21 protein-coding genes, 1 tRNA gene, 1 other RNA gene and 1 pseudogene are annotated in these 23,970 nt (G+C 45.6%); 19 read left to right on the forward strand and 5 right to left on the reverse strand.

Annotated features, from left to right (window positions below):
• Positions 1-133: 133 nt before the first annotated feature.
• Entirely contained in the window at positions 134-856 is a 723-nt protein-coding gene (gene pduB, locus CCC70_RS01925; protein WP_015525654.1) for a microcompartment protein PduB, read from the reverse strand.
• Between the two features lie 278 nt (positions 857-1,134).
• On the opposite strand from pduB, the gene CCC70_RS01930 reads away from it, so the two are divergent.
• The 5 genes from CCC70_RS01930 (at position 1,135) to CCC70_RS01950 (ending at position 8,188) form a co-directional block, all read left to right on the forward strand.
• On the forward strand, positions 1,135-1,686 hold the full coding sequence (locus tag CCC70_RS01930; RefSeq protein WP_173758279.1) for a biotin transporter BioY: 552 nt from the start codon (positions 1,135-1,137) through the stop codon (positions 1,684-1,686).
• A complete protein-coding gene (locus tag CCC70_RS01935) occupies positions 1,676-2,116 on the forward strand; it encodes a DUF1284 domain-containing protein (protein ID WP_015525657.1) in 441 nt (146 codons plus the stop codon). The genes CCC70_RS01930 and CCC70_RS01935 overlap by 11 nt, the downstream gene beginning before the upstream one ends.
• A 404-nt stretch (positions 2,117-2,520) precedes the next feature.
• Positions 2,521-6,027: an Ig-like domain-containing protein gene (locus CCC70_RS01940; RefSeq protein ID WP_287084159.1), complete on the forward strand. Its 3,507-nt coding sequence runs from the start codon at positions 2,521-2,523 to the stop codon at positions 6,025-6,027.
• Between the two features lie 209 nt (positions 6,028-6,236).
• Positions 6,237-6,310: transfer RNA gene (locus CCC70_RS01945), tRNA-Pro, on the forward strand.
• A 765-nt stretch (positions 6,311-7,075) separates the two neighbouring features.
• Positions 7,076-8,188, forward strand: coding sequence for a DUF6128 domain-containing protein (locus CCC70_RS01950; protein ID WP_287084160.1), 1,113 nt, complete (start codon positions 7,076-7,078; stop codon positions 8,186-8,188).
• A 55-nt stretch (positions 8,189-8,243) separates the two neighbouring features.
• Here CCC70_RS01950 and CCC70_RS01955 read toward each other — a convergent pair whose 3' ends face one another.
• Positions 8,244-8,939 carry an anaerobic ribonucleoside-triphosphate reductase activating protein gene (locus CCC70_RS01955; RefSeq protein WP_287084161.1) on the reverse strand — a complete coding sequence of 232 codons (696 nt, stop codon included), beginning with the start codon at positions 8,937-8,939 and terminating at the stop codon, positions 8,244-8,246.
• 164 nt (positions 8,940-9,103) lie between these two features.
• Between CCC70_RS01955 and CCC70_RS01960 the strand changes: the two are divergent.
• The 3 genes and pseudogenes from CCC70_RS01960 to CCC70_RS01970 form a co-directional block, all read left to right on the forward strand.
• A pseudogene (locus CCC70_RS01960) lies at positions 9,104-9,223 on the forward strand (family 1 glycosylhydrolase); the annotation flags it as partial.
• Positions 9,224-9,526: 303 nt separating this feature from the next.
• Positions 9,527-10,087 carry a tRNA adenosine(34) deaminase TadA gene (gene tadA / locus CCC70_RS01965; RefSeq protein WP_227574179.1) on the forward strand — a complete coding sequence of 187 codons (561 nt, stop codon included), beginning with the start codon at positions 9,527-9,529 and terminating at the stop codon, positions 10,085-10,087.
• Positions 10,088-10,209: 122 nt separating this feature from the next.
• Positions 10,210-10,647, forward strand: a complete 438-nt coding sequence (locus CCC70_RS01970) for a GatB/YqeY domain-containing protein (RefSeq protein ID WP_022426683.1) — start codon at positions 10,210-10,212, stop codon at positions 10,645-10,647.
• 94 nt (positions 10,648-10,741) lie between these two features.
• On the opposite strand, the gene ffs is transcribed toward CCC70_RS01970, so the two are convergent.
• Together ffs and CCC70_RS01980 are read right to left on the reverse strand one after the other, a co-directional pair.
• Positions 10,742-11,003, reverse strand: an RNA gene (gene ffs / locus CCC70_RS01975) — signal recognition particle sRNA large type.
• Positions 11,004-11,056: 53 nt separating this feature from the next.
• The gene (locus CCC70_RS01980; protein WP_287084162.1) at positions 11,057-11,818 is read right to left on the reverse strand and encodes a hypothetical protein; all 762 of its coding nucleotides are present in this window, start codon (positions 11,816-11,818) and stop codon (positions 11,057-11,059) included.
• 290 nt (positions 11,819-12,108) lie between these two features.
• On the opposite strand from CCC70_RS01980, the gene CCC70_RS01985 reads away from it, so the two are divergent.
• From CCC70_RS01985 to CCC70_RS02020, 8 genes are all read left to right on the forward strand, one after another.
• On the forward strand, positions 12,109-13,191 hold the full coding sequence (locus CCC70_RS01985) for a 6-phosphofructokinase (protein ID WP_173740029.1): 1,083 nt from the start codon (positions 12,109-12,111) through the stop codon (positions 13,189-13,191).
• Between the two features lie 70 nt (positions 13,192-13,261).
• Positions 13,262-14,884, forward strand: coding sequence for a DNA polymerase III subunit gamma/tau (dnaX, locus tag CCC70_RS01990; RefSeq protein WP_015525665.1), 1,623 nt, complete (start codon positions 13,262-13,264; stop codon positions 14,882-14,884).
• 31 nt (positions 14,885-14,915) lie between these two features.
• Entirely contained in the window at positions 14,916-15,272 is a 357-nt protein-coding gene (locus CCC70_RS01995; protein ID WP_015525666.1) for a YbaB/EbfC family nucleoid-associated protein, read from the forward strand.
• Positions 15,272-15,868, forward strand: a complete 597-nt coding sequence (recR, locus tag CCC70_RS02000) for a recombination mediator RecR (protein WP_287084163.1) — start codon at positions 15,272-15,274, stop codon at positions 15,866-15,868. Before CCC70_RS01995 ends, recR begins: the two co-directional genes overlap by 1 nt.
• An 87-nt stretch (positions 15,869-15,955) precedes the next feature.
• The gene (locus CCC70_RS02005; protein ID WP_114001484.1) at positions 15,956-17,074 is read left to right on the forward strand and encodes a LacI family DNA-binding transcriptional regulator; all 1,119 of its coding nucleotides are present in this window, start codon (positions 15,956-15,958) and stop codon (positions 17,072-17,074) included.
• Between the two features lie 274 nt (positions 17,075-17,348).
• The gene (gene fsa, locus CCC70_RS02010; RefSeq protein WP_015525668.1) at positions 17,349-18,002 is read left to right on the forward strand and encodes a fructose-6-phosphate aldolase; all 654 of its coding nucleotides are present in this window, start codon (positions 17,349-17,351) and stop codon (positions 18,000-18,002) included.
• Between the two features lie 66 nt (positions 18,003-18,068).
• Complete coding sequence (locus CCC70_RS02015) at positions 18,069-18,908, forward strand: transketolase (protein ID WP_015525669.1); 840 nt, start codon at positions 18,069-18,071, stop codon at positions 18,906-18,908.
• Entirely contained in the window at positions 18,896-19,834 is a 939-nt protein-coding gene (locus tag CCC70_RS02020) for a transketolase family protein (protein ID WP_015525670.1), read from the forward strand. The genes CCC70_RS02015 and CCC70_RS02020 overlap by 13 nt, the downstream gene beginning before the upstream one ends.
• On the opposite strand, the gene yyaC is transcribed toward CCC70_RS02020, so the two are convergent.
• Positions 19,807-20,394, reverse strand: a complete 588-nt coding sequence (gene yyaC, locus CCC70_RS02025) for a spore protease YyaC (RefSeq protein WP_022426512.1) — start codon at positions 20,392-20,394, stop codon at positions 19,807-19,809. The two genes, CCC70_RS02020 and yyaC, sit on opposite strands and share 28 nt — an antisense overlap.
• A 157-nt stretch (positions 20,395-20,551) precedes the next feature.
• Between yyaC and CCC70_RS02030 the strand changes: the two genes are divergently transcribed.
• From CCC70_RS02030 to CCC70_RS02040, 3 genes are all read left to right on the forward strand, one after another.
• Positions 20,552-21,814: a LysM peptidoglycan-binding domain-containing protein gene (locus CCC70_RS02030; RefSeq protein WP_287084164.1), complete on the forward strand. Its 1,263-nt coding sequence runs from the start codon at positions 20,552-20,554 to the stop codon at positions 21,812-21,814.
• Positions 21,815-21,880: 66 nt separating this feature from the next.
• Positions 21,881-23,113 carry a DUF5711 family protein gene (locus tag CCC70_RS02035; RefSeq protein ID WP_287084165.1) on the forward strand — a complete coding sequence of 411 codons (1,233 nt, stop codon included), beginning with the start codon at positions 21,881-21,883 and terminating at the stop codon, positions 23,111-23,113.
• A 10-nt stretch (positions 23,114-23,123) separates the two neighbouring features.
• A complete protein-coding gene (locus CCC70_RS02040; RefSeq protein WP_021650939.1) occupies positions 23,124-23,831 on the forward strand; it encodes a CvpA family protein in 708 nt (235 codons plus the stop codon).
• Positions 23,832-23,970: the final 139 nt, after the last annotated feature.

Below are 23,970 nucleotides of genomic sequence, written 5' to 3' on the forward strand. Positions count from 1 at the left end.
TATTTAAGAGAAATACAGCGCTGCAGGATCGTATGCGGATCCTTGCAGCGCTGCTTTTGTATGCATGACGCAGATATGTGTTTCGTGAAGTGTAGTGTGTGGAAATTCACAAATTTCCTGCAATCCGGAGATTTTACAGATACGGCGTACCCGGGATCTCCGGATAGGTTCCCATACCGATGAGAAGCTCAAGGCCTGTCTGACGGCCTTCCAGTACAGCAGCTTTTACAGCACTGGCATCACCGGAGATGGCGATGATCACTTCGTTGGAATGACTGGTACCGATATTCGGAGTCATATATTGTGTAATGGATACTGCTGCGGATTTCACGGCATTATCTGCCATCACAAGACCGATAGCAGCCGGAGAACCTGCCATGAAACCAAATGCTTCACCCAGAGGTGTGCCGAAGGCTTTATGGATAGCAGGACCTGCACTTGCGGAAAAAGCAAACTCCAGGTGGCCGGATTCGCTGATGTAGACCTCACCTGCATATTTGTTAGTCAGTTCCAGAGCCAGAGAAATGGCGTGACGCACGTCGGATACATCATTTCCGCCAAGGACGATATAGTTTCCGTGACCGCCCCAGCCCTTGGTGTCTCTTGGAAGTTCAATGGAAAGGACTTCTGTATTTGTGGCTTTTACTGCATCGTCAATAGCTGTGATCTGGCCGGCAGCGCCTGTTCGGGAACTGAAAAGCCCCAGACAGTGGTATTGGGTACCTACGTTCATCTTTTTAAGCAGAGAATCATCAACTCCGGAGATCACGAGTCCGATTGTGTCAAGGACTGCGGTCCCTACAAATTCAGTCCGTGTGCAGTTGGTGCTGATGTTATGAATATCGTGTATATCCATGTGGAAAAATCCCCCTTTTTGCTGAAAACTCATTGGTTTCAGTATAGCATCAGAGAGGGGAATTTGAAAGTGAAAATTGACAATATCATTTGTAAATGGCAGGTTTACATAGTAGTAAACGGCATTGTAAAATGTAAACTTAAAAAATAAAATTAAGTTGACATTAAAACCCTGCTGTGTTAAATTGTTAACAGCGAAAGAACGGATATCATTTATAAAGGACAGGAATGATCTTCCGACAGGAAAAGCAGAAAAGGAAAGAAAGGATACAGATTATTATGACAACAGTGGCAGCAGGCAGAAGCAAGACGTATGATCTTGTTTACAGTGCAGTTTTTGCAGTAGTGATGGCAGTTTGCTCATGGATTTCCATTCCGGCACAGGTACCGTTTACTCTGCAGACATTCGGAGTATTTATGGCAGTTGGTGTGCTTGGAGGAAAAAGAGGAACTCTGGCAGTTCTGGTTTACGTTCTTCTTGGAGCAGTAGGAGTTCCGGTTTTTGCAGGATTTTCCGGAGGCATTGGAGCTCTTCTCGGAAATGCAGGTGGATATATCATTGGATTTATCTTTTCCGCACTTGTTATGTGGGCATTTGAGCACGTTTTTGGCAGAAAGCCGGTCGTTCAGATCATTTCCATGGTCGTTGGGCTGATCGTATGCTATGCCTTTGGAACCGCATGGTTTATGTTTGCTTACACAAGAAGCACAGGTCCGGTAGGTCTTATGGCAGTTCTTGGCTGGTGTGTGTTTCCGTTTATCATTCCGGATCTTATCAAGATTGCACTGGCTTATGTTTTATCAGGAAAGGTACGTAAATATGCAAGATAAAAGCAGTGCTGCGGCATATGCTTCTGATGAGGGCACAGAGGAAATAGTCATTCCTCTGCGCCCTCATCATGGTATGTGCCTGGCGTATTTTAAGGGGGAAGGCTACAGTAACGGTTTTACTGCACATATGGCCGAGATGCTGAAGATTTTTCTGGAGGGAAAGAAAATAAGGCTTCATGTGGATACGGATGAGATCTGCTCTGCCTGTCCGAATAATCTGGGCGGACATTGTGAAGCCGGAGATAAAGTGGCAGAGTATGACAATGCCGTGCTGGAAAAATGTGGACTGAAGGCCGGACAGACATTGCACTTCAGTGAATTTACAAAAAAAGTCCAGGAAAAAATCCTTGCGATGGATAAACGTAAGGAAATCTGTGGAAACTGCCAGTGGAACAGTATCTGCGAAGAACAGAAGAGCCGCTGGGCATAAAAGAAAGCAAAAATATAGAAATATAAAAAAGTATATGATCTGAGAATGCCGGAGGAAATGGCAATAGCTGTTGCATTTCCTGAAATGATGTCTTGGAATATATACTTTTTTTGTTTGAAATATTAGATAATAATATAAATATTTTGAAAACAATTTTCAGTTGAGAAAAAAACAACAATAACCGTGAGGCTTTTTTGCCAGATATGTATAGACAAATAATTTAAGCATTGATAAAATGACGATATGTTAGTTTAGACAAACTAAAGCGTGCTTGACAGAGCACTTCTGCGGAGACTGACATATGTTGAATATCCTGCAGAAGAAATTTCAATTAACCAGAGCAGCTGTAAGGTCATGATCTGGTATAAAGTTGTGTAATATAAAAGACAAAGAGGAGGACAGGTATGCATAAGTGGAAGCTTTTTAAGAAGTCAGCTGCACTCGTTCTGAGCTCAGCGGTGATCGCGTCAGGAGTGCCGGTAACGGCAATGGCGTCTGAGGCGGAAGTTTTTAGTGACGTGTCAGAAGAAACACAAGGAGATACAGCACAGGAAGAAGGAGAGAACGAGGATCAGGAGTCTGTTTCCCAGGGCCAGCCGGAAGTTGGTGAAGCTGATATCCAGTCGGAAGAGCCGGAAGAAAGTGATGCAGAAGCTATTCAGGAAGAAGTAGCAGAAATTTCAGCAGAAGAGATTCAACAGGAAGAGGAGCCGCAGATCCAGGAGGATACAGAAGAGGCATTCGGTGATGGAGAAGCATTTATGGCAGAAGCAGGCGAGGTTCTTCAGGATGCTTCTGAGATCACTGTTGCAGGAGTGAAATATCTCTGGTCCATGCAGCCGGCAGAGGGATATACACAGATAGGAACAACAGGCGTTTATGTAAAAGTAGCAGACGGGCAGACAGCTCTGAGCGGAAAGCTGTACGGAACGACAACCTTAAGTTATTCGGAATTTTATGCCGGCGATACCACTCAGGAGAGCTATGACGCTATCACTTCGGCAACAACAAGCAAAAATCAGATTTTTACCAATGAGGACAGCACAGAGGTGACCTCTTCCGGATATCAGATCCAGGGTGTGAAGAATGTAAGTGTTGCAGTGGATGCGGAAACCTATGTAGCTGCACAGGCGCTGAAAGCTGCTTCCAAGCTTCCGAGAAAGGGTGTCTATACAGAGGCAGCAGATATTACGCTGAATGAAGCACCGTCACAGGAAGCAGGACAGTATAAAACACTGAATACAGACGGAACATACAGTGCAACAAAATTCGATGTAAAAGCAACAGTTACAGATGCAACTGCCCAGATCCAGGCACCGTCAATCTGGGGCGATTACATGCTGGTGGTAAAAGAAGCCGGCACAAAATATCTCCGCAATTCCAGACAGGGTGATTTTGCTGTAGGTGGAAATACACTGGGAGTGATCCTTGAAACCGCCAGTGGTAAGAAGATAGGACTTCGTCATACCTATGAAATCTGGGTACAGCCTTACGAACTTGCATTTTCAGCAGGATCCGGGCTTATCGGGGAAAAAATATCAAAGGTGACTTATATTACTCCGGACGGCTCCTATGTATATGAGTTTGGAGACAAAGCTCCTCTTGTAAAAAAACAGCCTGAAGCAGGAATGAAGGTACAGGCGGCTTTTGTAAAAGAAAATACAACCCAGGTTAAAGTTGATGACCTTGACAAATATGAAAACCCTAAGGTTTCCGTATACTACACAACAGGAAGCGGTCATGGTAAAAAAACAACATATGTTGTAGATCATGCAGTGGCAGAGAACGGGGTGGTAACCTTTGACAGCAGTGTAGCCAGGGCCGGGGATGAGATTTACACGGTTATGATCTCAAGCGACAATTATGTGGATATGACAAAAAATATCACACTGACAGGCCAGCCGATCACGGTTTCCAATGTCTCCTATTACTGGGTAAAGGGAGCAGTGGATGGATATACACAGATTCCGGGAACGGATATTTATTATAAGGCGGCAAATGGACATCAGGCACTGACAGGAACACTTTACGGTACGGCATCTCTGTCATACGAGGAATTTTATGCAGGAGATGCAACGAGCCGCAAATATGATTCCGTTACATCTGCCACAACCAGAAAAAGCACTGCTTTCGGAAATGCAGATGTTCAGAATCTGACAGAAAATGGATATGAGATCGCAGGAGTAAAAAAGGTTAGTGTAGCTACAGATGCAAAAACGTATGTAGAGGCGCGGATCCTTTCAGAAGCGGGAGAACTTCCGGAAAGCGGAGCATATACAGAAGCAGCAGGGATCACCCTTGGACGTACTCCGACGGTAGAGCCTGGGCAGTATAAAACATTGAATGCAGATGGAACATACAGTGCTACAAAATTTAATGTAAAGGCAACTGTGACAGATGCGGAGGCAACACTCAATACATCTTCTCGTTGGGGAGATTATGAGATCAAAGTAAAAGAAACCAGCACAAAATATCTCCGCGACACAAAGAGTGATGCTGGTTTTGCAGTTAACTCCGGGATCCAGGGAATGATCCTGGAAACAACAGATGGCGGAAAATATGGTATGCGTCATATGAACGAGATGTGGGTGAAGGTATATAAGGCTGCCTTTGCAAAAGATGCAGGTCTTGAAGGAAAAACCGTAAACAGGATCACGTATATTATGGCAGACGGTGCGTATGTATATGAATTTGCAGATGGTATTTATATCAAACCGCAGGCAACAGAAGAGATGGATGTTTCTCCGGAATTTACGGACAGCACCCATGTAAAGCTTGCAAATCTTGATAAATACAAAAATCCGAAGGTATCTGTTTTCTATACAACAGGTGTCGGACATGATTCACAGACAACATATCTTGTACAGGATGGTGTAGCCGCAGATGGAGTGGTTGCTTTGGATTCTACTGTAGCGAGACCGGAAAATGAAACCTATACAGTAAGAGTCTCCAGTGATGATCACGCGGATGTTTCTGTTCAGCTGGTGTATGGAACAATTGCTTTTAAAGAAAATTCAGGAGTTCTTTATATCGGAAGCTCCAGACAGCTTGAAGCAACAGGCGAGAATTGCAAGGATGTAACATACGCTTCCGATAATGAAACGGTTGCATCTGTGGACGAGAACGGAAAAGTAACTGCGAAAGCAGCAGGAACAGCCGTGATCACAGCAACATCTGCAGCAGGAAAAACTGCACAGTACAAGCTTACTGTAAAAACGCCATCTGTAAAACTGAATGCATCAGCGAAGACGCTTTATGTAAAAGGATCTCCAGCTACAGTGACGCTGAAAGCAACGACCGCAGGTGTTACCGGAAAAGTAACCTATACAAGCAGTAAACCATCTGTTGTAGCTGTAGCCGCAAATGGAAAGGTAACTGCAAAGGCGGCAGGTACAGCTGTGATCACAGCGAAATGCGGAAATTATAAAGCAACCTGCAAGATCACAGTTAAGAAGTCGTCTGTAAAAGCTTCGGCTTCAGCGAAGACTGTATTTGTGGGTGGAACAAGCCAGATCAAAGTGAAAAAAACAGGCGTTAGCGGAAAAGTTACTTATACAAGCAGTAATAAATCCGTTGCAGTGGTAAGCGCAGGCGGAAAAGTAACAGCAAAAAAAGCAGGAACAGCTACAATTACAGTAAAATGCGGAAGCTACAAAGCAACCTGCAGGATCACAGTAAAAAAAGGCAGCCTGAAGATCACATCCAAAACAGCTGTAAGTGTAAAAGCAAAGAAAACAACAGCCATCAAGGCAGTTGCTACTTCAAAGGCAAAGATCACCTACAGAAGCAGCAATACAAAAGTTGCTACTGTAAGCAGCAAAGGTGTTGTTAAAGGTGTGAAAAAAGGAAAAGCTGTTATCTATGTAAGCAGTAACGGAATCACAAAAAAGGTAACAGTTACAGTGAAATAAGCATATATTTCACTTGAATATACTTGATATGTTATAAAGAACCTTTCTCAAAACTGCTTCGGGTCTGCAAAAATGCATGCCCGAAGCAGGAAAAAAGAAAAAATTCGATTTTTTTGAAAAATTTTAATTTTTTCTATTGACAAAGTACAGAAACTCTAATATAATAGCTCTTGCAGTTGAGCAACACACAAACAACTGAAACAGAATAACGAAGCGTGGCTCAGTTTGGTAGAGCGCTGCGTTCGGGACGCAGAGGTCGCAGGTTCAAATCCTGTCGCTTCGACTAACAGCTTGAGAATCCCTTGGTTGAGGGGTTCTTTTTTTGCTTGTGAAAAATAAGAGAACGTAAGTTTGTGTTACCTTGTGTTACCTCAATGAGAAAAGAAAGGAGAAAGCCTTTGGTGAATGTCCCGAGCATGGACCACCAGGGGCTTTTTTATATTTACAGATGAAAATATTCTTGAATGCTTTAAATAGCAGTGCTATAATACAGATATAAAGAACAACCGTCCACAAGGGGTTGACCTTATAAGAGAAGATTAGAAAATCCCACCCTGTACTCGGCCAAAGTTTTGGGGTGGTTTTTCTATGTAAAGAATTACTTACAAAACGTTAATACGAACGTAAGCAATGCTAGAATGAACATGCCAAAAGCCATAAGATCTTTGAAGTCAAAATAATTGTTGTTCATCAGCACCACCTCCATCCTTTTGGGACTAGAGGTCAGCCACCCTGTAACACGATTGTTCCCGTACAGTGTAGCATATACGGAAAATCCTGACAAGCGCAGAATGTTCTAAGATAGTAATGCTTTTTTGAAAAATGCGCAAATTTTCTGTACGTCTTAATTCTTCACCTGTCTGTTAATATTCTGTTTCGGTGTACTGATTCGGGTATAGCCGTATTCTTTCGACTAACAGCTTGAGAATCCCTTGGTTGAGGGGTTCTTTTTTATGTTTGTACATCCTGGAGCTTTTTTCAGTTGATGGAATGATTTCTCTCGATCTTCATATATATTAACGAAACCGAAATACCGGAGGGACGTGCGTTGGCTGGATATCAGCGTTTTGTTGCGTATGTGTACGAGTATCGGAAAGGAAAAAAAGATAGCAGCAGCGGTTATGTGAGGGTGGAGGCCAGAGATAGGAAATGCCGTGTGGAGGTTCATCTGCGCTGCGTTGGACTGGAGCCTGGAAGTCGGTGCAGAGTGTATGGGTTTGTGCGGCAGGAAGGGCTGATGGATGGTATTTTGATCGGAAACTGTGTTACAGGGCGGGAACGGATCGAGTGCGCACTGGAGACGGATACAGGGGATATTGGAGGCATGGGAAAAAGTCTTCAGGAGCTTGGAGGACTGCTTCTGATCTCCGATGCCGGCGGATTCTGGGGAACGGAATGGGATGATCAGCCGATCCGGCCGGAGAATTTCCGCGAGTGGAAGAAAAAAGAAACGGAACCTCGGAAGGAAACGGAGAAAACAGGAACGGAATATCAGAAGACGGCGGAGAAAAAAGGCAGAGAGCGGGAAGAAAAGGAAGAAGAAAATCAAAAAGATGGAACCTTGCCAGAAGTGCAGGAAAATCAGAAGGAGTCAGACAGGATCATGACGGTGGAGGAGATTCAGGAGGATGTATTAAAGACATCGGAAACCGGAAATTCATATCAGGCTCCCGGTCCGCATCCGCCGGAGCCACCGCGACCAGGCCAGCCATCACCGCATCCGCCGGAGCCACCACGACCAGGCCAGCCGTCACCGCATCCGCCGGAACTACCACGGCCAGGCCAGCCGTCACCGCATCCGCCGAAACCATCGCGACCGGAGCCATCTCGTCCACTTCCGGGAATACCCTGTGATGATCCCTTTAACGACGGCTATTTCACAGACTGCCGCAAGATCAGACCATCGGACTGCAGTGCCTTATGCAGAAAAAACGGCTGCTTCTGCAGCAACCGTTTTGTCATGTACGGATATCAGAATTTCGGCCATCTTCTGCTGTGCAGAAATCCCCGGGGACAGTACATACTGGGAGTACCCGGTGGATACAGCCAGCAGGAACGGTTTATGGCCAATATGTTTGGCTTTCCCTACTTTAAGGAATGTCCGGATATTCATATCCCAGGCGGAAAGGGAGGATACTGGTACTGTTTTATTAACATCTGATCAGAAAAATTTCGGCATCCATGCAGATAAGCAAACAGTTTTGCAAATCCGCAGATCACAGCTCCATACCACGAATTTCTACTACCGGGATCGTCTGAGACAGGATATCCCGGTAGTTTTTCATTTCTTCCTCGGAGCAGGCAGAGAATCCCGGTATCAGAACTCCGTCGGAATCCCGGTAAGCCTGGAGATAATAAGCTTTTGCACCACTTAACCACCGGCTGATCTCCTGAAAATCTTTTTCGGAATGAAGTTCCCTCACAACTGTTGTACGAAATTCATAATCAAGGTGTCCGTCCAGCAGCCATCCGGCAGTTTCCCGGATCCCATCCAGATCAGCATGTACACCGGTAAGCACATGATAGTTGGAAGGACAGGCTTTGATATCCATGGCAACCTTGTCGATCAGTCCATCTGCTGCGAGATTTTTTACTACGGAGGGGCGGGAACCGTTGGTATCAAGCTTCACATCATAGCCAAGCGTTTTGATTCTGCCGAGAAATTCCGGCAGCTCCGGTGCAAGTGTGGGTTCACCGCCGGAAATACAGACGCCATCGAGAATCCCCTTTCTTTTTTTTAGAAAAGCCAGGATTTCCTCCTGGGAATATTCAGGCTGGGTGTCAGGCTCCACGACAAGAGCTCCATTCTGGCAGAATGGGCAGCGGAAGTTGCAACCGCCTAAGAATATGGTACAGGCTACCCTTCCCGGATAATCCAGCAGGGTTGTTTTGTTAAATCCACATATTTTCATAGGAAAATCCCCTTGTTTCTCTTATTTATGATACTACAAGCATACTCTCCCCCGAAAAAAGCTGCAAGCCTTTTTAACCGAATCAAGTAAGTTTCCTGCGGAGCTGCGAAAAGCAGTAAGCAGAGATGGGGACTTGCTCATGGAAGAAAAAAAACATATAATTTATGGGCTACACCTCCTGGGGCTGCATTGACCTTGTCAGTGCATCTACAGCAGAGCTGAAAAAACGCTACGGCTACATTTACGTGGACCGCAACGACGATGGAACAGGTACACTGAACCAATCTGGTTGCTTGACTTTCCGGAAAAAAGCAGATATAATGCATTCATTGACGCAGACAATGGAGTTCGCGAGAGCTTCCGTTGTCTGCGTTTTTCTGTTATACAATAAGAAAACGCTGCAGAAATTAGTGTGGAAATTTCTGTGGCGTTTTTGGCTGTGTGCGAATATCTGTTTTGCAGCAGATTGACATGAAATACCGGAAAAGCTATAATCGAACGGACAGAAGGCTGAGAGCAGTCTTAGTATGAACAGATAGAATCCCGGAGCTTTTTCCGGAATGTGAAGTTACAGGAGGAGTAAAAACGTGACAGATCAGGAACGTTTTATGAAAGAGGCGATCCGCCAGGCAAAAAAGGCCCGTGCATTGGAGGAAGTGCCGATCGGCTGCGTGATCGTGCATGAGGGAAAGATCATAGCCAGAGGCTACAATCGCCGCAATACAGATAAAAATACCTTATCTCATGCAGAGCTTAATGCTATCCGAAAGGCAAGTAAAAAGCTGGGAGACTGGCGTCTGGAGGGATGCACCATGTATGTAACGCTGGAGCCTTGTCAGATGTGTTCCGGTGCACTGGTACAGTCCAGGATCGATGAGGTGGTGATCGGCTGTATGAACCCGAAAGCAGGCTGTGCCGGATCTGTGATGAATCTTCTTCAGATCGAAGGCTTTAATCATCAGGTAAAGATCACAGAAGGGGTATTGGAAGAGGAATGCTCCGAAATGCTTTCCACATTTTTCAGGGAACTGCGGGAGAAAAAGAAGCAGGCAAAAATCCTGAAGAAGCAGGAAGCAGAGCGCCTTGCCGGGCAGACACAGTCAGAGAGAGCGGAACAGAACGAAAAATCCCGGGAGATTTACTCTTGACAGAATCCTGTGAAAATATCAAAATAAAATCATAAATGGATTTCACTATTACAGACAGAAAATCCATTCAGGTCAAACGAAAGTCATTGATATAGGAACGACAGAAAATGGAGGAACAAAAAATGGAACTTGAAGCTTTAAGAAAAGACATGGTAGCAGCAATGAAGGCCAAAGATAAGGTAACAAAGGAAGCAGTTTCCGCACTGATCGCAGCAGTAAAAAAAGCTGCCATTGATGAGGGATGCCGTGATGACATCAAAGGAGAGCTTGTAGACAAAGTTATCCTGAAAGAGCTGAAAACAGCAAAAGAGCAGATCGACACCTGCCCTGCAGAACGTACAGATCTGAAAGAGGAGTATCAGGCAAGATATGATATCATTGCGAAATATGCTCCGAAGCAGATGGATGAAGCAGAGATCAAGGCTTATATCGAGGAGAAATTTGCAGATGTTCTGGCAACAGGAAATAAAGGCCAGATCATGAAGGCAGTTATGGGAGATCTGAAGGGAAAGGCAGACGGCAAGCTGATCAATCAGGTAGTTGCCGGATATTGTAAATAAAATAATAGTACAAAAAATCCCGCCGGATCAGTCATAAATGACAGACCCGGCGGGAATGCTGTTTATATAGAGATCATATATTATAACCTTTTTTACGCGCGCCGCACCTCGGAATGGTCTCACAGACGTTACCTTTACAGTTAACTCAGCCCAGGCACCCTCACGGCACACAAGAGCTTCTGCTTAGTGCTGCTGCATTCCTGCCCTGACACGGTTCACAGATTCCTGTTGCGTAAGACCCAGACGTCAACGCCACTTATAAAGGGCTGCTCTGCAAGATACAAGCCTCAGATTGGCATCACCCCTGCTGTAGCGGATTGCAGGTACAGGGCACCGCTATCTCCCCGGCTGCGCGGAATTTAATTATAGACTCTGAAACCAGATTTGTCAAGGTACAGACCGAAATAAATCAGTTCATATTAAGTGTACAGTACTGTACCGCCCCGTTTTTGGTGTTGCGAAGGGTGAAGCTGATATAGGCGGACTGCTTCGCGGAAAGGTTTCCGATACGGAGCGTGGAAGAAGAAGCCCCGCTGTTAGGAGCGTTGTAATTGGTACTATACTGTGTATGGGTCCGGTTGTTGTTGAAAGAAACGCCTGTGATCTTCCAGCCATTTGCAGCGGTGCATTTCATGACAGCATTCTTCTGTGCCTTGTTGGCGTAACGAAAGGCGTTATGGCCGGATCTTTTGAATTTTCCGGCAAGATTGCCTTTTACACCTGTGATGGAGACGGATTTCAACGGGTTGACATAACGAAGCACCTTGATGGTGGAAGTATAGGTTTTGTTTCCGACCTTGAAGGAAATCTTTCCGGTTCCGGGCTTTTTAACGGCAAAACCGATATTGTAGAAATGATCGGAGTGAGTGTACGGTTTTGCACCCTTGCGGAAAGCCTCCGTGGTACTTTTGAAGCTGCTGGAACCGAAGGAGTCCAGTGCGATCACAGAACCGCCGCTGACCACTTTAACATTGGATTTGAGAATGTTCTGTTTAGCAGGAATATTGCTGATTGAGATCTCATCGTATCCCAGGTCCTTTCCGGATGTGGGCATATAAACGATCCGGGTTTTGGAATAATTGATCGCTGCACTGGCGGCGAGAGGAGTCATGGCGCATACCATGGCTGCGGCTAATAAAGCGCAGGATAGTTTTTTGAGGATTTTTTTCATAGGACGCTCCTTTCCTGGTAAAAATTTTCTGTAAACATACGAAAGTTACTGATAATTTTATTTTACGATGAGATACAGGTAAAGTCAATCAATACACTCGCTGTTTTCGTGCTTTTTTGGCTATTGTACACTGCCTGAAAATGCTTTATAATATTATATTGTGTAAAACTCTGTGAAAAGAGAGGATACAGTAGTTGTTCTGCAGAAATACGTCAGGTGGAATATCTGTCTTATATGCAGACAGCAACAAATAAAATGTGCACATAAGAGGGCGCAGAATGGAGGACGCTATGATTAAAAGAATCGGTCTGCTGACAAGCGGTGGTGACTGTCAGGCACTGAACGCAACCATGAGAGGCGTTGTAAAGGGTCTGAGCAACAGCGTTGAGAACCTTGAGGTTTATGGATTTGATGACGGATATAAGGGACTGATCTACGGGAAATACCGTATGCTTACAGCCAAGGACTTTTCCGGAATCCTGACTCAGGGCGGAACTATTCTTGGAACATCCAGACAGCCATTCAAACTGATGCGGGTTCCGGATGAGAAGGGACTGGATAAGGTTGAGGCCATGAAACAGACTTACTATAAGCTCTGTCTTGACTGTCTTGTGATCCTCGGCGGAAACGGAACGCAGAAAACCGCCAATCTTCTCCGCGAGGAAGGCCTGAATATCATCCATCTTCCGAAGACCATTGATAATGATATCTGGGGTACAGATATGACCTTTGGCTTCCAGAGCGCTCTGGAGATCGCAACAAATGCCATTGACTGCATCCATACAACAGCTGCATCTCATGGACGTGTATTTATTGTTGAGATCATGGGACATAAGGTCGGAAGCCTTACACTGAATGCTGGTGTTGCAGGCGGAGCAGATGTGATCCTGATCCCGGAGATCCCATACGATATCAATAAGGTTGTAGAAGCCATCCAGAAGCGTAACAAGGCAGGCAAGCGTTTTACCATTCTTGCAGTAGCTGAGGGAGCTATCTCAAAAGAAGATGCAGAGCTTCCGAAGAAAAAATACAAAGAAAAGCTTGCGGAAAGAGCGAAGAAATATCCGTCTGTATCCTATGAGATCGCAGACCAGATCCAGCAGGTGACCGGAAGTGAGGTACGTATCACAGTTCCGGGACATATGCAGCGAGGCGGAGAGCCATGTGCATATGACCGCGTTCTTTCCACAAGGATCGGTGCCGGTGCAGCGCAGGCGATCATGGATGAGGAATACGGTGTTATGATCGGTGTCATCAACGGCAAGATCAAGAGGGTTCCTCTTGCTGAATGCGCAGGCAAGCTGAAGATGGTATCTCCAAAGGATCAGCTTGTAAAAGCAGCCAAACAGATCGGAATCAGTTTTGGCGATTAATGAATTATGAGTCATCTGGCCGCCGCGGGAGTCTTTCCGCGGCGACTGTGGCGAAGAGAAGGAGAGTTTTATGAGTTATACTGCTCTTTACCGTAAATTTCGTCCCGACAATTTTGACGATGTAAAAGGACAGGATCATATTGTGACAACACTGACCAACCAGATCAAGGCGAACCGTATCGGACACGCATACCTGTTCTGCGGAACGCGTGGTACCGGAAAAACTACGGTTGCAAAGATCCTGGCGAAGGCAGTAAACTGTGAACATCCTGTAAATGGCAGCCCCTGCAATGAATGTGCCATGTGCAAGGCCATTCAGGCGGGAACTGCCATGAATGTGATCGAAATCGATGCAGCCTCTAACAACGGTGTTGATAACATCCGTGAGATCCGTGAGGAAGTGGCTTATCGTCCAACAGAGGGCAAATACAAGGTTTATATCATCGATGAGGTGCATATGCTCTCAACAGGTGCATTTAATGCTCTTCTGAAAACATTGGAGGAGCCGCCTTCTTATGTTATTTTTATCCTGGCGACTACAGAGGCCCACAAGATACCGATCACAATACTGTCCAGATGTCAGCGCTATGACTTTCACCGGATATCCATTGATACCATTGCTGCCAGACTTTCCGAGCTTCTGACAGCAGAAGGGGTGGAAGCAGAGGAGAAGGCTGTACGCTATGTGGCAAAAAAAGGCGACGGGTCCATGCGAGATGCCCTGAGTCTTCTGGATCAGTGTATTTCCTTTTATCTGGGACAGGTGCTTACTTATGATAAAGTCCTGGATGTTCTGGGAGCTGTGGATACAGAGGTATTCAGCAGGCTTCTCCGAAAGGTTCTTTCCGGCGATGTGACAGGTTCCATCCATGTGCTGGAGGACCTGATCACAGGCGGCCGGGAGCTGGGCCAGTTTGTATCAGATTTTACCTGGTATATGCGAAATCTTCTGCTTGTGAAGACTTCCGAAAATCCGGAGGAAGCCATTGATGTTTCTTCTGAGAATCTGAAGCTTCTGAAGGAAGAGAGCGGGATGACAGATGTGGAGACGCTGATGCGTTACATTCGTATTTTTTCTGATCTGTCCAATCAGATCCGTTTTGCAAGCCAGAAGCGTGTATTGGTGGAAATCGCACTGATCAAGCTGTGCAGACCGGCCATGGAGACAAATCTGGACTCTGTTCTTGACAGGCTTCGTGTCCTGGAAAAGCAGATGGAGGAACGGCCTGTGCAGCAGGTGATCGTTCGGGAGAGCGAGGCCGGTGGAACCGGGGAACCGGGGGCGGCAGTGACCGGTACAGCAACGGTACAGCAGCAGAAACCACAGAAGGCAGCTCCTGAGGATCTTCAGAAGATCGTGGCAGGCTGGCGTGCCATCGTGGGTCAGACTACCGGACTTTTCAAGCAGTCCCTGCAGCGTGCAGTCCCCAAGTATAACGGAGAAACAGGAGATCCCATCCTTTATGTGGAATTCCAGGATTTTCTGGGGATGAATTATGTAGACAATCCGGAGGCGAAGAAAGAGCTTCAGGACATTATTGCTGCCCGGACAGGCAAGAGCGTGGAGATACATATGCTGGTAGCCAACAAACATCAGCACACCAATCTCGCGCAGATCACAGTAGACGATGCACTTCGGGAGAATATCCACATGGATATCGTAGTGGAAGAAGACCCGGATGAGGAGTCATAAATCCGTAAACAAAAAACAGGAGGAAAGTATTATGGCAAAAAGAGGTGGATTTCCTGGCATGGGTATGCCGGGAAACATGAATAATCTTATGAAACAGGCGCAGAAAATGCAGCGTCAGATGGAAGAAAACCAGAAAGCTCTTGAGGAAAAAGAGTTTACAGCAACAGTAGGCGGCGGAGCTGTTTCCGTTACAGTTTCCGGTAAACGTGAAATAACAAAGGTCACACTTTCCGAGGAAGCGGTAGATCCGGATGATATCGAGATGCTTGAGGACATGATCGCGGCAGCAACAAATGAGGCGCTCCGTCAGGTTGAGTCCGAGTCAGCAGCAGTGATGTCCAAACTCACAGGCGGCCTTGGCGGTCTTGGCGGAGGTCTTCCTTTCTGATGGAATATTACAGCAGCCATATCAATAAACTTATTGAGCAGCTTTCCCATCTTCCGGGGATCGGAGCCAAATCTGCCCAGCGTCTTGCATTTCATATCATGAATATGCCGAAGGACCAGGTGGAGCAGCTGACCGCCGCCATTACCGATGCAAGGCAGAATGTTCAGTACTGTAAGTGCTGTTACACGCTGACAGATCAGGAGCTTTGTCCGATCTGCGCCAATCCCAAAAGGGATCACAGCACGATCATGGTGGTTGAGAATACCAGGGATCTGGCAGCATATGAGAAAACAGGTAAATTTGACGGTGTATATCATGTACTTCATGGTGCGATCTCCCCGATGCTTGGGATCGGGCCGGATGATATCAAACTGAAGGAACTGATGAAGCGCCTTCAGGGGGATGTAAAGGAAGTTATTGTGGCAACCAATTCCAGTCTTGAAGGCGAAACGACAGCTATGTACATCAGTAAGCTGATCAAACCGACCGGGATCAAAGTAAGCCGTATCGCCAGCGGAGTTCCGGTGGGCGGTGATCTGGAGTATATTGATGAGGTGACACTTCTCCGGGCACTGGAAGGAAGAGTGGAACTATAACCGGATCAGGTGAAAAATTCCCTGAGGGATTGCAAAAAGTGATAAGCAGCCAGGAAATTTCCCCAGATTATAAAGGAGGTGAGACTGGTGGCAAAAAAGAAAGCAACCTCATCGGATGTGGCAGCACGCGCAGGAGTTTCCCAGGCAACGGTATCCATGGTGCTGAACCGGAAATATAATGTTTCTTTTTCGAGAGAAACTGTGGAGCGGGTGGAGCAGGCGGCCAGAGAGCTTGGCTATGAGCTTCCCGGACGTCGGAAACACAAAGCTGACAGAAAAGAAAAGCTGATCGTTGTTTTCTGTCCCACACTCACCAGTCCCTATTATGTACTGCTGCTTCAGGGGATCGAGGCTGTGGCCAATGAGCAGGGATATGGGGTATTTATCTGCAACACCCAGCGCGATGCGGGGCTGGAAGAAAAATATCTCCGTATGATGCAGACCATGCGGCCGGCAGGGATCATCTATACCTGCAATCCTCATCCGGATTTTCAGCATCAGGTAGAAAAAATCGCAAAAGAAACACCGCTGGTCATCATCAGTAACAAGGAAAAAACAACCACGGTAGATGCTATCAATCAGGACAACACAGTGGTAGGAAGGCTGATGGCCAGACATCTTCTTGATCTGGGGCACACGGATGTGGCATTTATCACGCCGCCACTTACCAGACGGCAGTGGCAGCGCTCCAAGCGTGTGGAGGGCTTTGTCCGCGAGTTTGAAAAAGAGGGAAAAAAGGATCATGTGCTCATCAAGGCGGCAGATGAGTCCAATGACAGAAAGATCCCGCGGATGGATTCCGAGTATGCCATGGGCTACGAGCTGACCATGGAGCTTCTCCAGGAAGGACATAAATTTACGGCTATCGCAGGACAGAATGACATGATGGCCATAGGCGCCATTGATGCGCTGCATGAAATGAGGATACACGTTCCGAAGGATGTTTCTGTCATAGGGTGCGACAATATTTTTTATTCCGGCATCCGCAGGATCTCCCTGACAACCATTGATCATTTTGTTGCGCTGAAGGGAAGAGATGCCTGTGACATCATCATCCGTAAGATCGACATGAATGATAAATTTTACCTGGATGAAAGACCTGCCAGCCTGTATAATATCGAATATACCCCGAAGCTGATCAAGCGCCGCACGACGGGGTATGCAAGACTGGACAGAAACCAGTCTGATGAACAGAAAAATAAATAATGGCGCAAAAATTATTAATAATAATATATAGAGAGAGTTTCCATGACACATTTGAATAGAAACCTTGTTAGCTACGATAATTACGGCGATATTCGAATTGAGGAAAATGGAAAGAAGCTGTTTTGGGTGAAAAAATTGACAGGCACTATTAATAAAACGTTATTTTATTAATAAAATATTTATTAATAAAAAACAGGTGCCTTGACCCCCGCAATGAGTTTGTTATAATGGAATCATCAAGAAAAAGAACGAACGTAAACAGGAGGAAAAAACAATGAAATTTTTTATCGACACAGCTAAAGTAGAGGATATCAGAGAAGCAAATGACATGGGAGTTATCTGTGGAGTTACAACAAACCCGTCTCTGATCGCCAAAGAAGGAAGAGACTTCAACGAGGTGATCAAAGAGATCACAACGATCGTTGACGGACCGATCAGCGGTGAGGTTAAAGCTACCACAACAGATGCTGAGGGAATGATCCGTGAGGGACGTGAGATCGCAGCGATCCATCCGAACATGGTTGTTAAGATTCCTATGACAACAGAGGGACTGAAGGCAGTTAAGGTTCTTTCCTCTGAGGGGATCAAGACAAACGTTACTCTGATCTTTTCTGCTAACCAGGCACTTCTTGCAGCAAGAGCAGGTGCTACATATGTATCTCCGTTCCTTGGAAGACTGGATGACATCTCCACAGATGGCGTTGAGCTGATCCAGCAGATCGCTGAGATGTTTGCAGTTGCAGATATCCCGACAGAGATCATCGCAGCAAGCGTTCGTCATCCAATGCATGTAACTGCATGTGCACTTGCAGGCGCAGATATCGCTACGGTACCGTTCAAAGTAATTGAGCAGATGACACATCATCCGCTGACAGATGCAGGTATCGCTAAATTCCAGGCTGATTACAAGGCAGTATTCGGTGAGTGATCGAAACCTCTTTTATATACAAATTCCCTGTGAACAGCAGGGCACTAAAAAGGAGACATTAATAACATGGATAAGTTAGAACTTCAGAAAGTTGCCAACGAAGTCCGCAAGGATATCGTAACAGCAGTCCATGCAGCAAAGGCCGGCCATCCGGGCGGATCCCTTTCTGCAGCAGACGTGTTCACCTATTTATATTTTGAAGAGATGAACATCGATCCGAAGGATCCTAAGAAGGCAGACCGTGACCGCTTTGTCCTTTCTAAAGGACATACAGCACCGGGACTCTATTCTGTACTTGCAGAGAGAGGATATTTTCCAAAAGAGGATCTGAAAACACTTCGTCATCTGGGCTCCTATCTTCAGGGACATCCGGATATGAAGCATATTCCGGGCGTTGATATGTCCAGTGGTTCTCTTGGTCAGGGAATCTCTGCAGCAGCAGGTATGGCTCTTTCTGCCAAACTCAGTAATGATGACTATCGAGTATATACATTGCTGGGTGATGGTGAGATCGAGGAAGGCCAGGTGTGGGAGGCAGCTATGTTCGCAGGCTTCCGTAAACTGGACAACCTGGTTGTGATCGTAGATAACAATGGACTTCAGATCGATGGTGACATTGCAGATGTATGCTCCCCGTATCCGATCGACAAGAAATTTGAAGCTTTCAATTTCCATGTGATCAATGTTGCGGACGGCAACGATATGGATCAGCTGAAGGCTGCTTTTGATGAGGCAAGAGCTACAAAGGGTATGCCGACAGCTATCATCATGAAAACAGTAAAAGGTAAAGGCGTTTCCTACATGGAGAACGCAGTAGGCTGGCACGGAAAAGCTCCGAATGATGAGCAGTATGCACAGGCAATGGAAGATCTGGAGAAGGTAGGTGAAGCATTATGTCAGAAGTAAAGAAAATCGCAACGAGAGCAAGCTACGGCAGTGCCCTCATAGAATTAGGAAAAAAACACGAGGATCTTATCGTTCTTGACGCTGACCTTGCTGCAGCTACACAGACAGGTATGTTTAAAAAAGAATTCCCGGAGCGTCACATTGACTGCGGTATCGCAGAGTGCAACATGATGGGTATTGCGGCAGGAATCGCTTCTACAGGTAAGGTTCCCTTTGCAAGTACTTTTGCAATGTTTGCAGCAGGACGTGCTTATGAGCAGGTTCGTAACTCCATCGGATATCCGAAGCTGAATGTAAAGATCGGAGCAACTCACGGCGGTATTTCTGTAGGTGAGGATGGCGCCACACATCAGTGCCTGGAGGATTTTGCCCTGATGAGAGTGATTCCGGGCATGGTCGTTGCAAGTCCTTCTGATGATATCGAAGCAAAAGCTATGGTTGCTGCTGCTTACGAGCATCAGGGACCGGTATACATGAGATTCGGACGTCTTGCTGTTCCGGTTATCAATGACAGACCGGATTATAAATTTGAGCTTGGTAAGGGCATCGTTCTCCGCGAGGGAAAAGATCTTACCATCATCGCAAACGGACTTTGCGTTGCACCGGCTCTTGAAGCAGCTGAGAAGCTTGCAGCAGACGGAATCGATGCAAAAGTGATCAATATCCATACCATCAAGCCTCTGGATGAGGACCTTGTTGTTGCAGCTGCCAAAGAAACCGGCAAGGTTGTAACTGTTGAGGAGCATTCCATCATCGGCGGTCTTGGCGGAGCTGTATGCGAGTGCCTGGCTGAGAAGGCACCGGTACCGGTTAAACGTATCGGAATCCATGATGTATTCGGTGAGTCCGGTCCGGCATTAGAGCTTCTTCATAAATACGGTCTCGATGCAGAGGGTATCTATAAGCAGATCAAGGAGTTCGCATAATCAAGATCAACAGGGGATAAGTCTGTTTCTGCAGGAAGTATCTTAAGGATCCCGCAGGCGATCACATCTGCAAGTGCTACCACGGTGGAGAGCCGGGTAGTCTGCAGGGTAAGCTGCTCCATGATTCCAGCAGTATTTACAATGCCGGTGATATGGATGTCCCCTACAGGTGGAAGATCTTTCTGAACACCAGCACCTGGGTAAAGTGCACCATTTCCAATGGTCACATAGCCCAGGTGTTTTTTTTGTCCAAGAGAAGCGTCTATGGCGATTACAAGGGCGTGTGGATGAAGCCTTGTGATAAGCGATGAAGTTTTTTCCAGGTTCAGGGCATGGACCGGGCAGGAAAGAGTGCCGTAGACAAAAATATGTCCGGTTTCATGAGGATGAAGAAGGTGTCCGATATATGGGCCTAAACAATCTCCGGTAACACGATCACTGCCAATGCATAAAAACACGATCTCAGTCCATTTTTTAGGACAGTGAAGAATGCATTTTTTCAGAAGATAAGCAATCTCGCCGGATGAACCGTTTTTTCCGGCATCAATGTAAAAAGCCATGAGAAACCTCGATTCTTTTTTCACTCTATCATATCCTGAAAAAAGGAAAAATATGCATGGTGCGGAATCTGTCGCTAAATTCTATGGACAGACTCTTACATTCTGCTAAAATCCGCATTTTTACTGTGCTATGCTTGGACAGAAGGAGTGATATGAGATGATAGAAGTCATTTATAAGGAGGACACAACAGAACAGGAAGCCGCACAGGAATCGTTTTCCATACCTAGAAATGTAAGGCAGATCGGGCTGGCGAACGGAGATTACAGGATTTATATAGAAGATTATGTATACACATTTCTCTGCAGCCTGGCAGAAGATGAAAAGCCGGAAGGTCAGGGAAGTGTGGCGGTACTTACAGGTGAAATTCAATGGACTGCAGATATGACCTGTATTTTTATAAAAGGTGCCATTGCAGCAGACGGTATGGAGGCTGCGGCAGAACATATTGACTTTTCGGAAAAACTCTGGCAGAAACTGCAGGAGGATAAGGATCAGTATTTTCCGGAGCAGGAGATCGTGGGATGGTTTTTTGCACAGCCTCAGATAGCAATGGAGATCACGGAGCTTTTTGTGAAAGTACATCTCAGACATTTCGGAGGGGAAAAGATCCTGATGCTGATGGATCCTGGAGAACGGGAGGATGCCTTTTTCCGTTATGATGGCGGCATGATGGCAAAACTGAGCGGGTATTATATTTATTATGAGAAAAATTCTCAGATGCAGACGTATATGATCGAACGCAGCCAGAAAGAGGGCGGAGAAGCATCCGAGGAAGTGGAGGACAGGGCTGTCAGAAATTTCAGAAAGATCATAGACAGTAAAAATCCGGAGGAACGGGGAGAAGAGAAAACTTCGGTTTTTTCTTATGCGGCTACGGTGTGTCTGGCACTGGCAGTTCTTGTGGCTGGAGTGGGCTTTTATCGGAATCAGCAGGAAAAAACAGAGGTTCCGGAAGATTATCGCGCTGCTTCTGCTTCGGTGGTGCAGATGACACCTGCAGTAACAGAACCGGTGCGGAGTGTATCGGTTTCGCCAAAGGCGGTGCAGACGCAGAAACCGGTGCAAACACAAAAACCGGTACAGACGCAGGAAGCTGTGCGGGGAACTCCGGTCCCGACGGAAACCACGCAGAAAAGAGAAAAAATCTCAATAACACCGGAACCTCGAAGTTCAAAAAAACAGTCTGTTTCAGAAGCAACGCAAAAAAAGGATAATAAAACAGAAGAGAAAAAAACAGAAGAGACTTCAGTGGCTGCAGGAAATCCTGGAGAAACTTATGTGATCCGCCCGGGAGACACCTTGTATCAGATCAGTCTGAACCGCTATGGCACTGTAGAGGCGATGGAACAGATCTGTGCATTAAACGGAATTTCTGCCAATGAGATCATTTATCCCGGGCAGGTAATTGTACTACCCTGATGGAGTGTGCTATAATAACTGGAAAACCAATTACAAAATAAAATACTTAAGGTAAGGGATACGGTTGTGAATATCATAAAAAAAATACAGAAAAAACAAAAGCGTAAAAAGCTGATGAGGCAAAAAGCCAGGCTTGCACAGGAACAGGTTACACAGGAAGGCGCTCACTACGGGAGAACTTCTCATCGCCGAAGAATTTCAAGAAAGGGGAAAAAGGTGATCACAGCGGCAGTGATCGCTGCAGCAGTCTGCCTGGTTTTTCTCTATGCAGAAAAAAGAAGCTATCACAGCTATAAAGTATTAAATACAAGCGAACAGGAAGATGTTGTTTCCACACAGTATGTGGACATGGATGGAGATATCCTGAGATACAGTCCGGATGGAGTATCTGTTGTGGACAACAGCATGAATACCATCTGGAATGAAACCTATACAATGCAGAATCCTATTGCAGATGTGAATGGAAGCAGGGCGGTTGTTGCAGACAGCGAGGGAACATCGCTTTATATCTGCGACAAAAAAGGTGTGACCGGAACTGTAACAACGTCTTATTCTATTGTAAAAGTGCGGATCGCATCGAATGGAATGGTTGCCGTGATCCTGGACAATGATGATAATACCTGGATCAATTTTTATAATCCGGATGGCAGTCTGGTCGCGGAAAATCTAACTAAGATCGATGATCCGGGATATCCCATGGATGTAGCAGTGTCTGATAACGGAGTGATGATGGTAACATTCCAGTATGTTGATGGAAGCAAGACTACCAGCTATGTGGCATTTTATAATTATGGGGATGTAGGACAGAATGAGGATGATCGGATCGTAAGTGGTTATACCTATGAGAATGTAGTGATCCCGCAGGTGGAATGTATCAGTGACAGTAAGTATATTGCTTTGCGAGATGACGGATTTTCTACTTACCAGGGAAATCAGATCCCCAAAGAAAGCAAAACAGTCAATGTAAAACAGGAGATCGTAAGTACATTTTTCAGTGATGACAGGATTGGCCTGGTATTTAAAAACAATAATAAAGATAATCTGTATACAATGGAAGTCTATAATATGAGCGGACAGCTGAAATTCCGTAAAAATTTCAATATTCCATATACGACTATAAAAATGAGCGGAGATAATATCATCATGTATAACAGCTCGCAGATCTGCGTGATGAACAACCGTGGCGTACAGAAATATGCCGGAAATGTAGATGGAACGATCCGGGATTTCTTTAAGATCGGATGGAATAAATATCTTATGGTACTGGATACAGGCGTCAGCACCATAAAATTCAGTTAAGGGGGCAGATATGAACTGGACATGGCTTGGACTGGCTGTGCTGGTCCTGCTTGCCTTTTCCATGGTGGATGGATACAGGCATGGCTTTGTAAAAGAAGTAGTATCTGCATTGCTTGTTCTGATCTCCGTTGCTCTGGTATGGCTGATCAATCCTTATGTGAATCAGTTCATACGTGAGAATACGTCTGTTTATGAAAAAATCCAGACTGCCAGCGGATCATTTGTGGATTCTCTGGCAGATGGAAAAGAAACCATGGATGAGGAGGAACAGAAGGCGTTGATCAGCAGTATGGATATTCCGGATCTCCTCCAGAAGGGAATAACAGAAAATAATACGGCATTGGTGTATCAATATCTGGCGGTTAATACATTTGCAGGGTATATTTCCGGATACCTGGCCAATGTAGCAGTGAACTGTCTTTCTTTTTTGGTATCATACATACTTTCCTCAATCCTGATCCATGTGCTGGCATATGCCATGGATCTCCTGGCAAGATTGCCGGTCATCCGTGGGATCAACAAAATAGCCGGCGCCGTAGTAGGAGGCATGAAGTGTATTGTTTTTGTATGGGTCGGAATGCTGGTACTTACGATTTTATGCAACACGGAAATAGGGCAAAAGGGTCTGGGACTGATCCGGGGTGATACAGTACTGGATTTTCTTTATGATAAAAATATTTTTATCCGTATTTTTACAGGAATATTTTATGGTGGGTAAAAGAAACCGCATTTTGCAGACGGAAAAGCACCAGAATACAGGTGGTGACATGTCTGGAAAATGCGGTTTTTGGCGCAAAAATACGTTTTTTAGAAAAAAATGAAATTTATGTAAAAAATATATTGACAGGTAATGGAAA

The sequence above is a fragment of the Blautia sp. LMAG:89 genome (assembly GCF_008679485.1).
GTDB lineage: Bacteria > Bacillota > Clostridia > Lachnospirales > Lachnospiraceae > Blautia_A > Blautia_A fusiformis.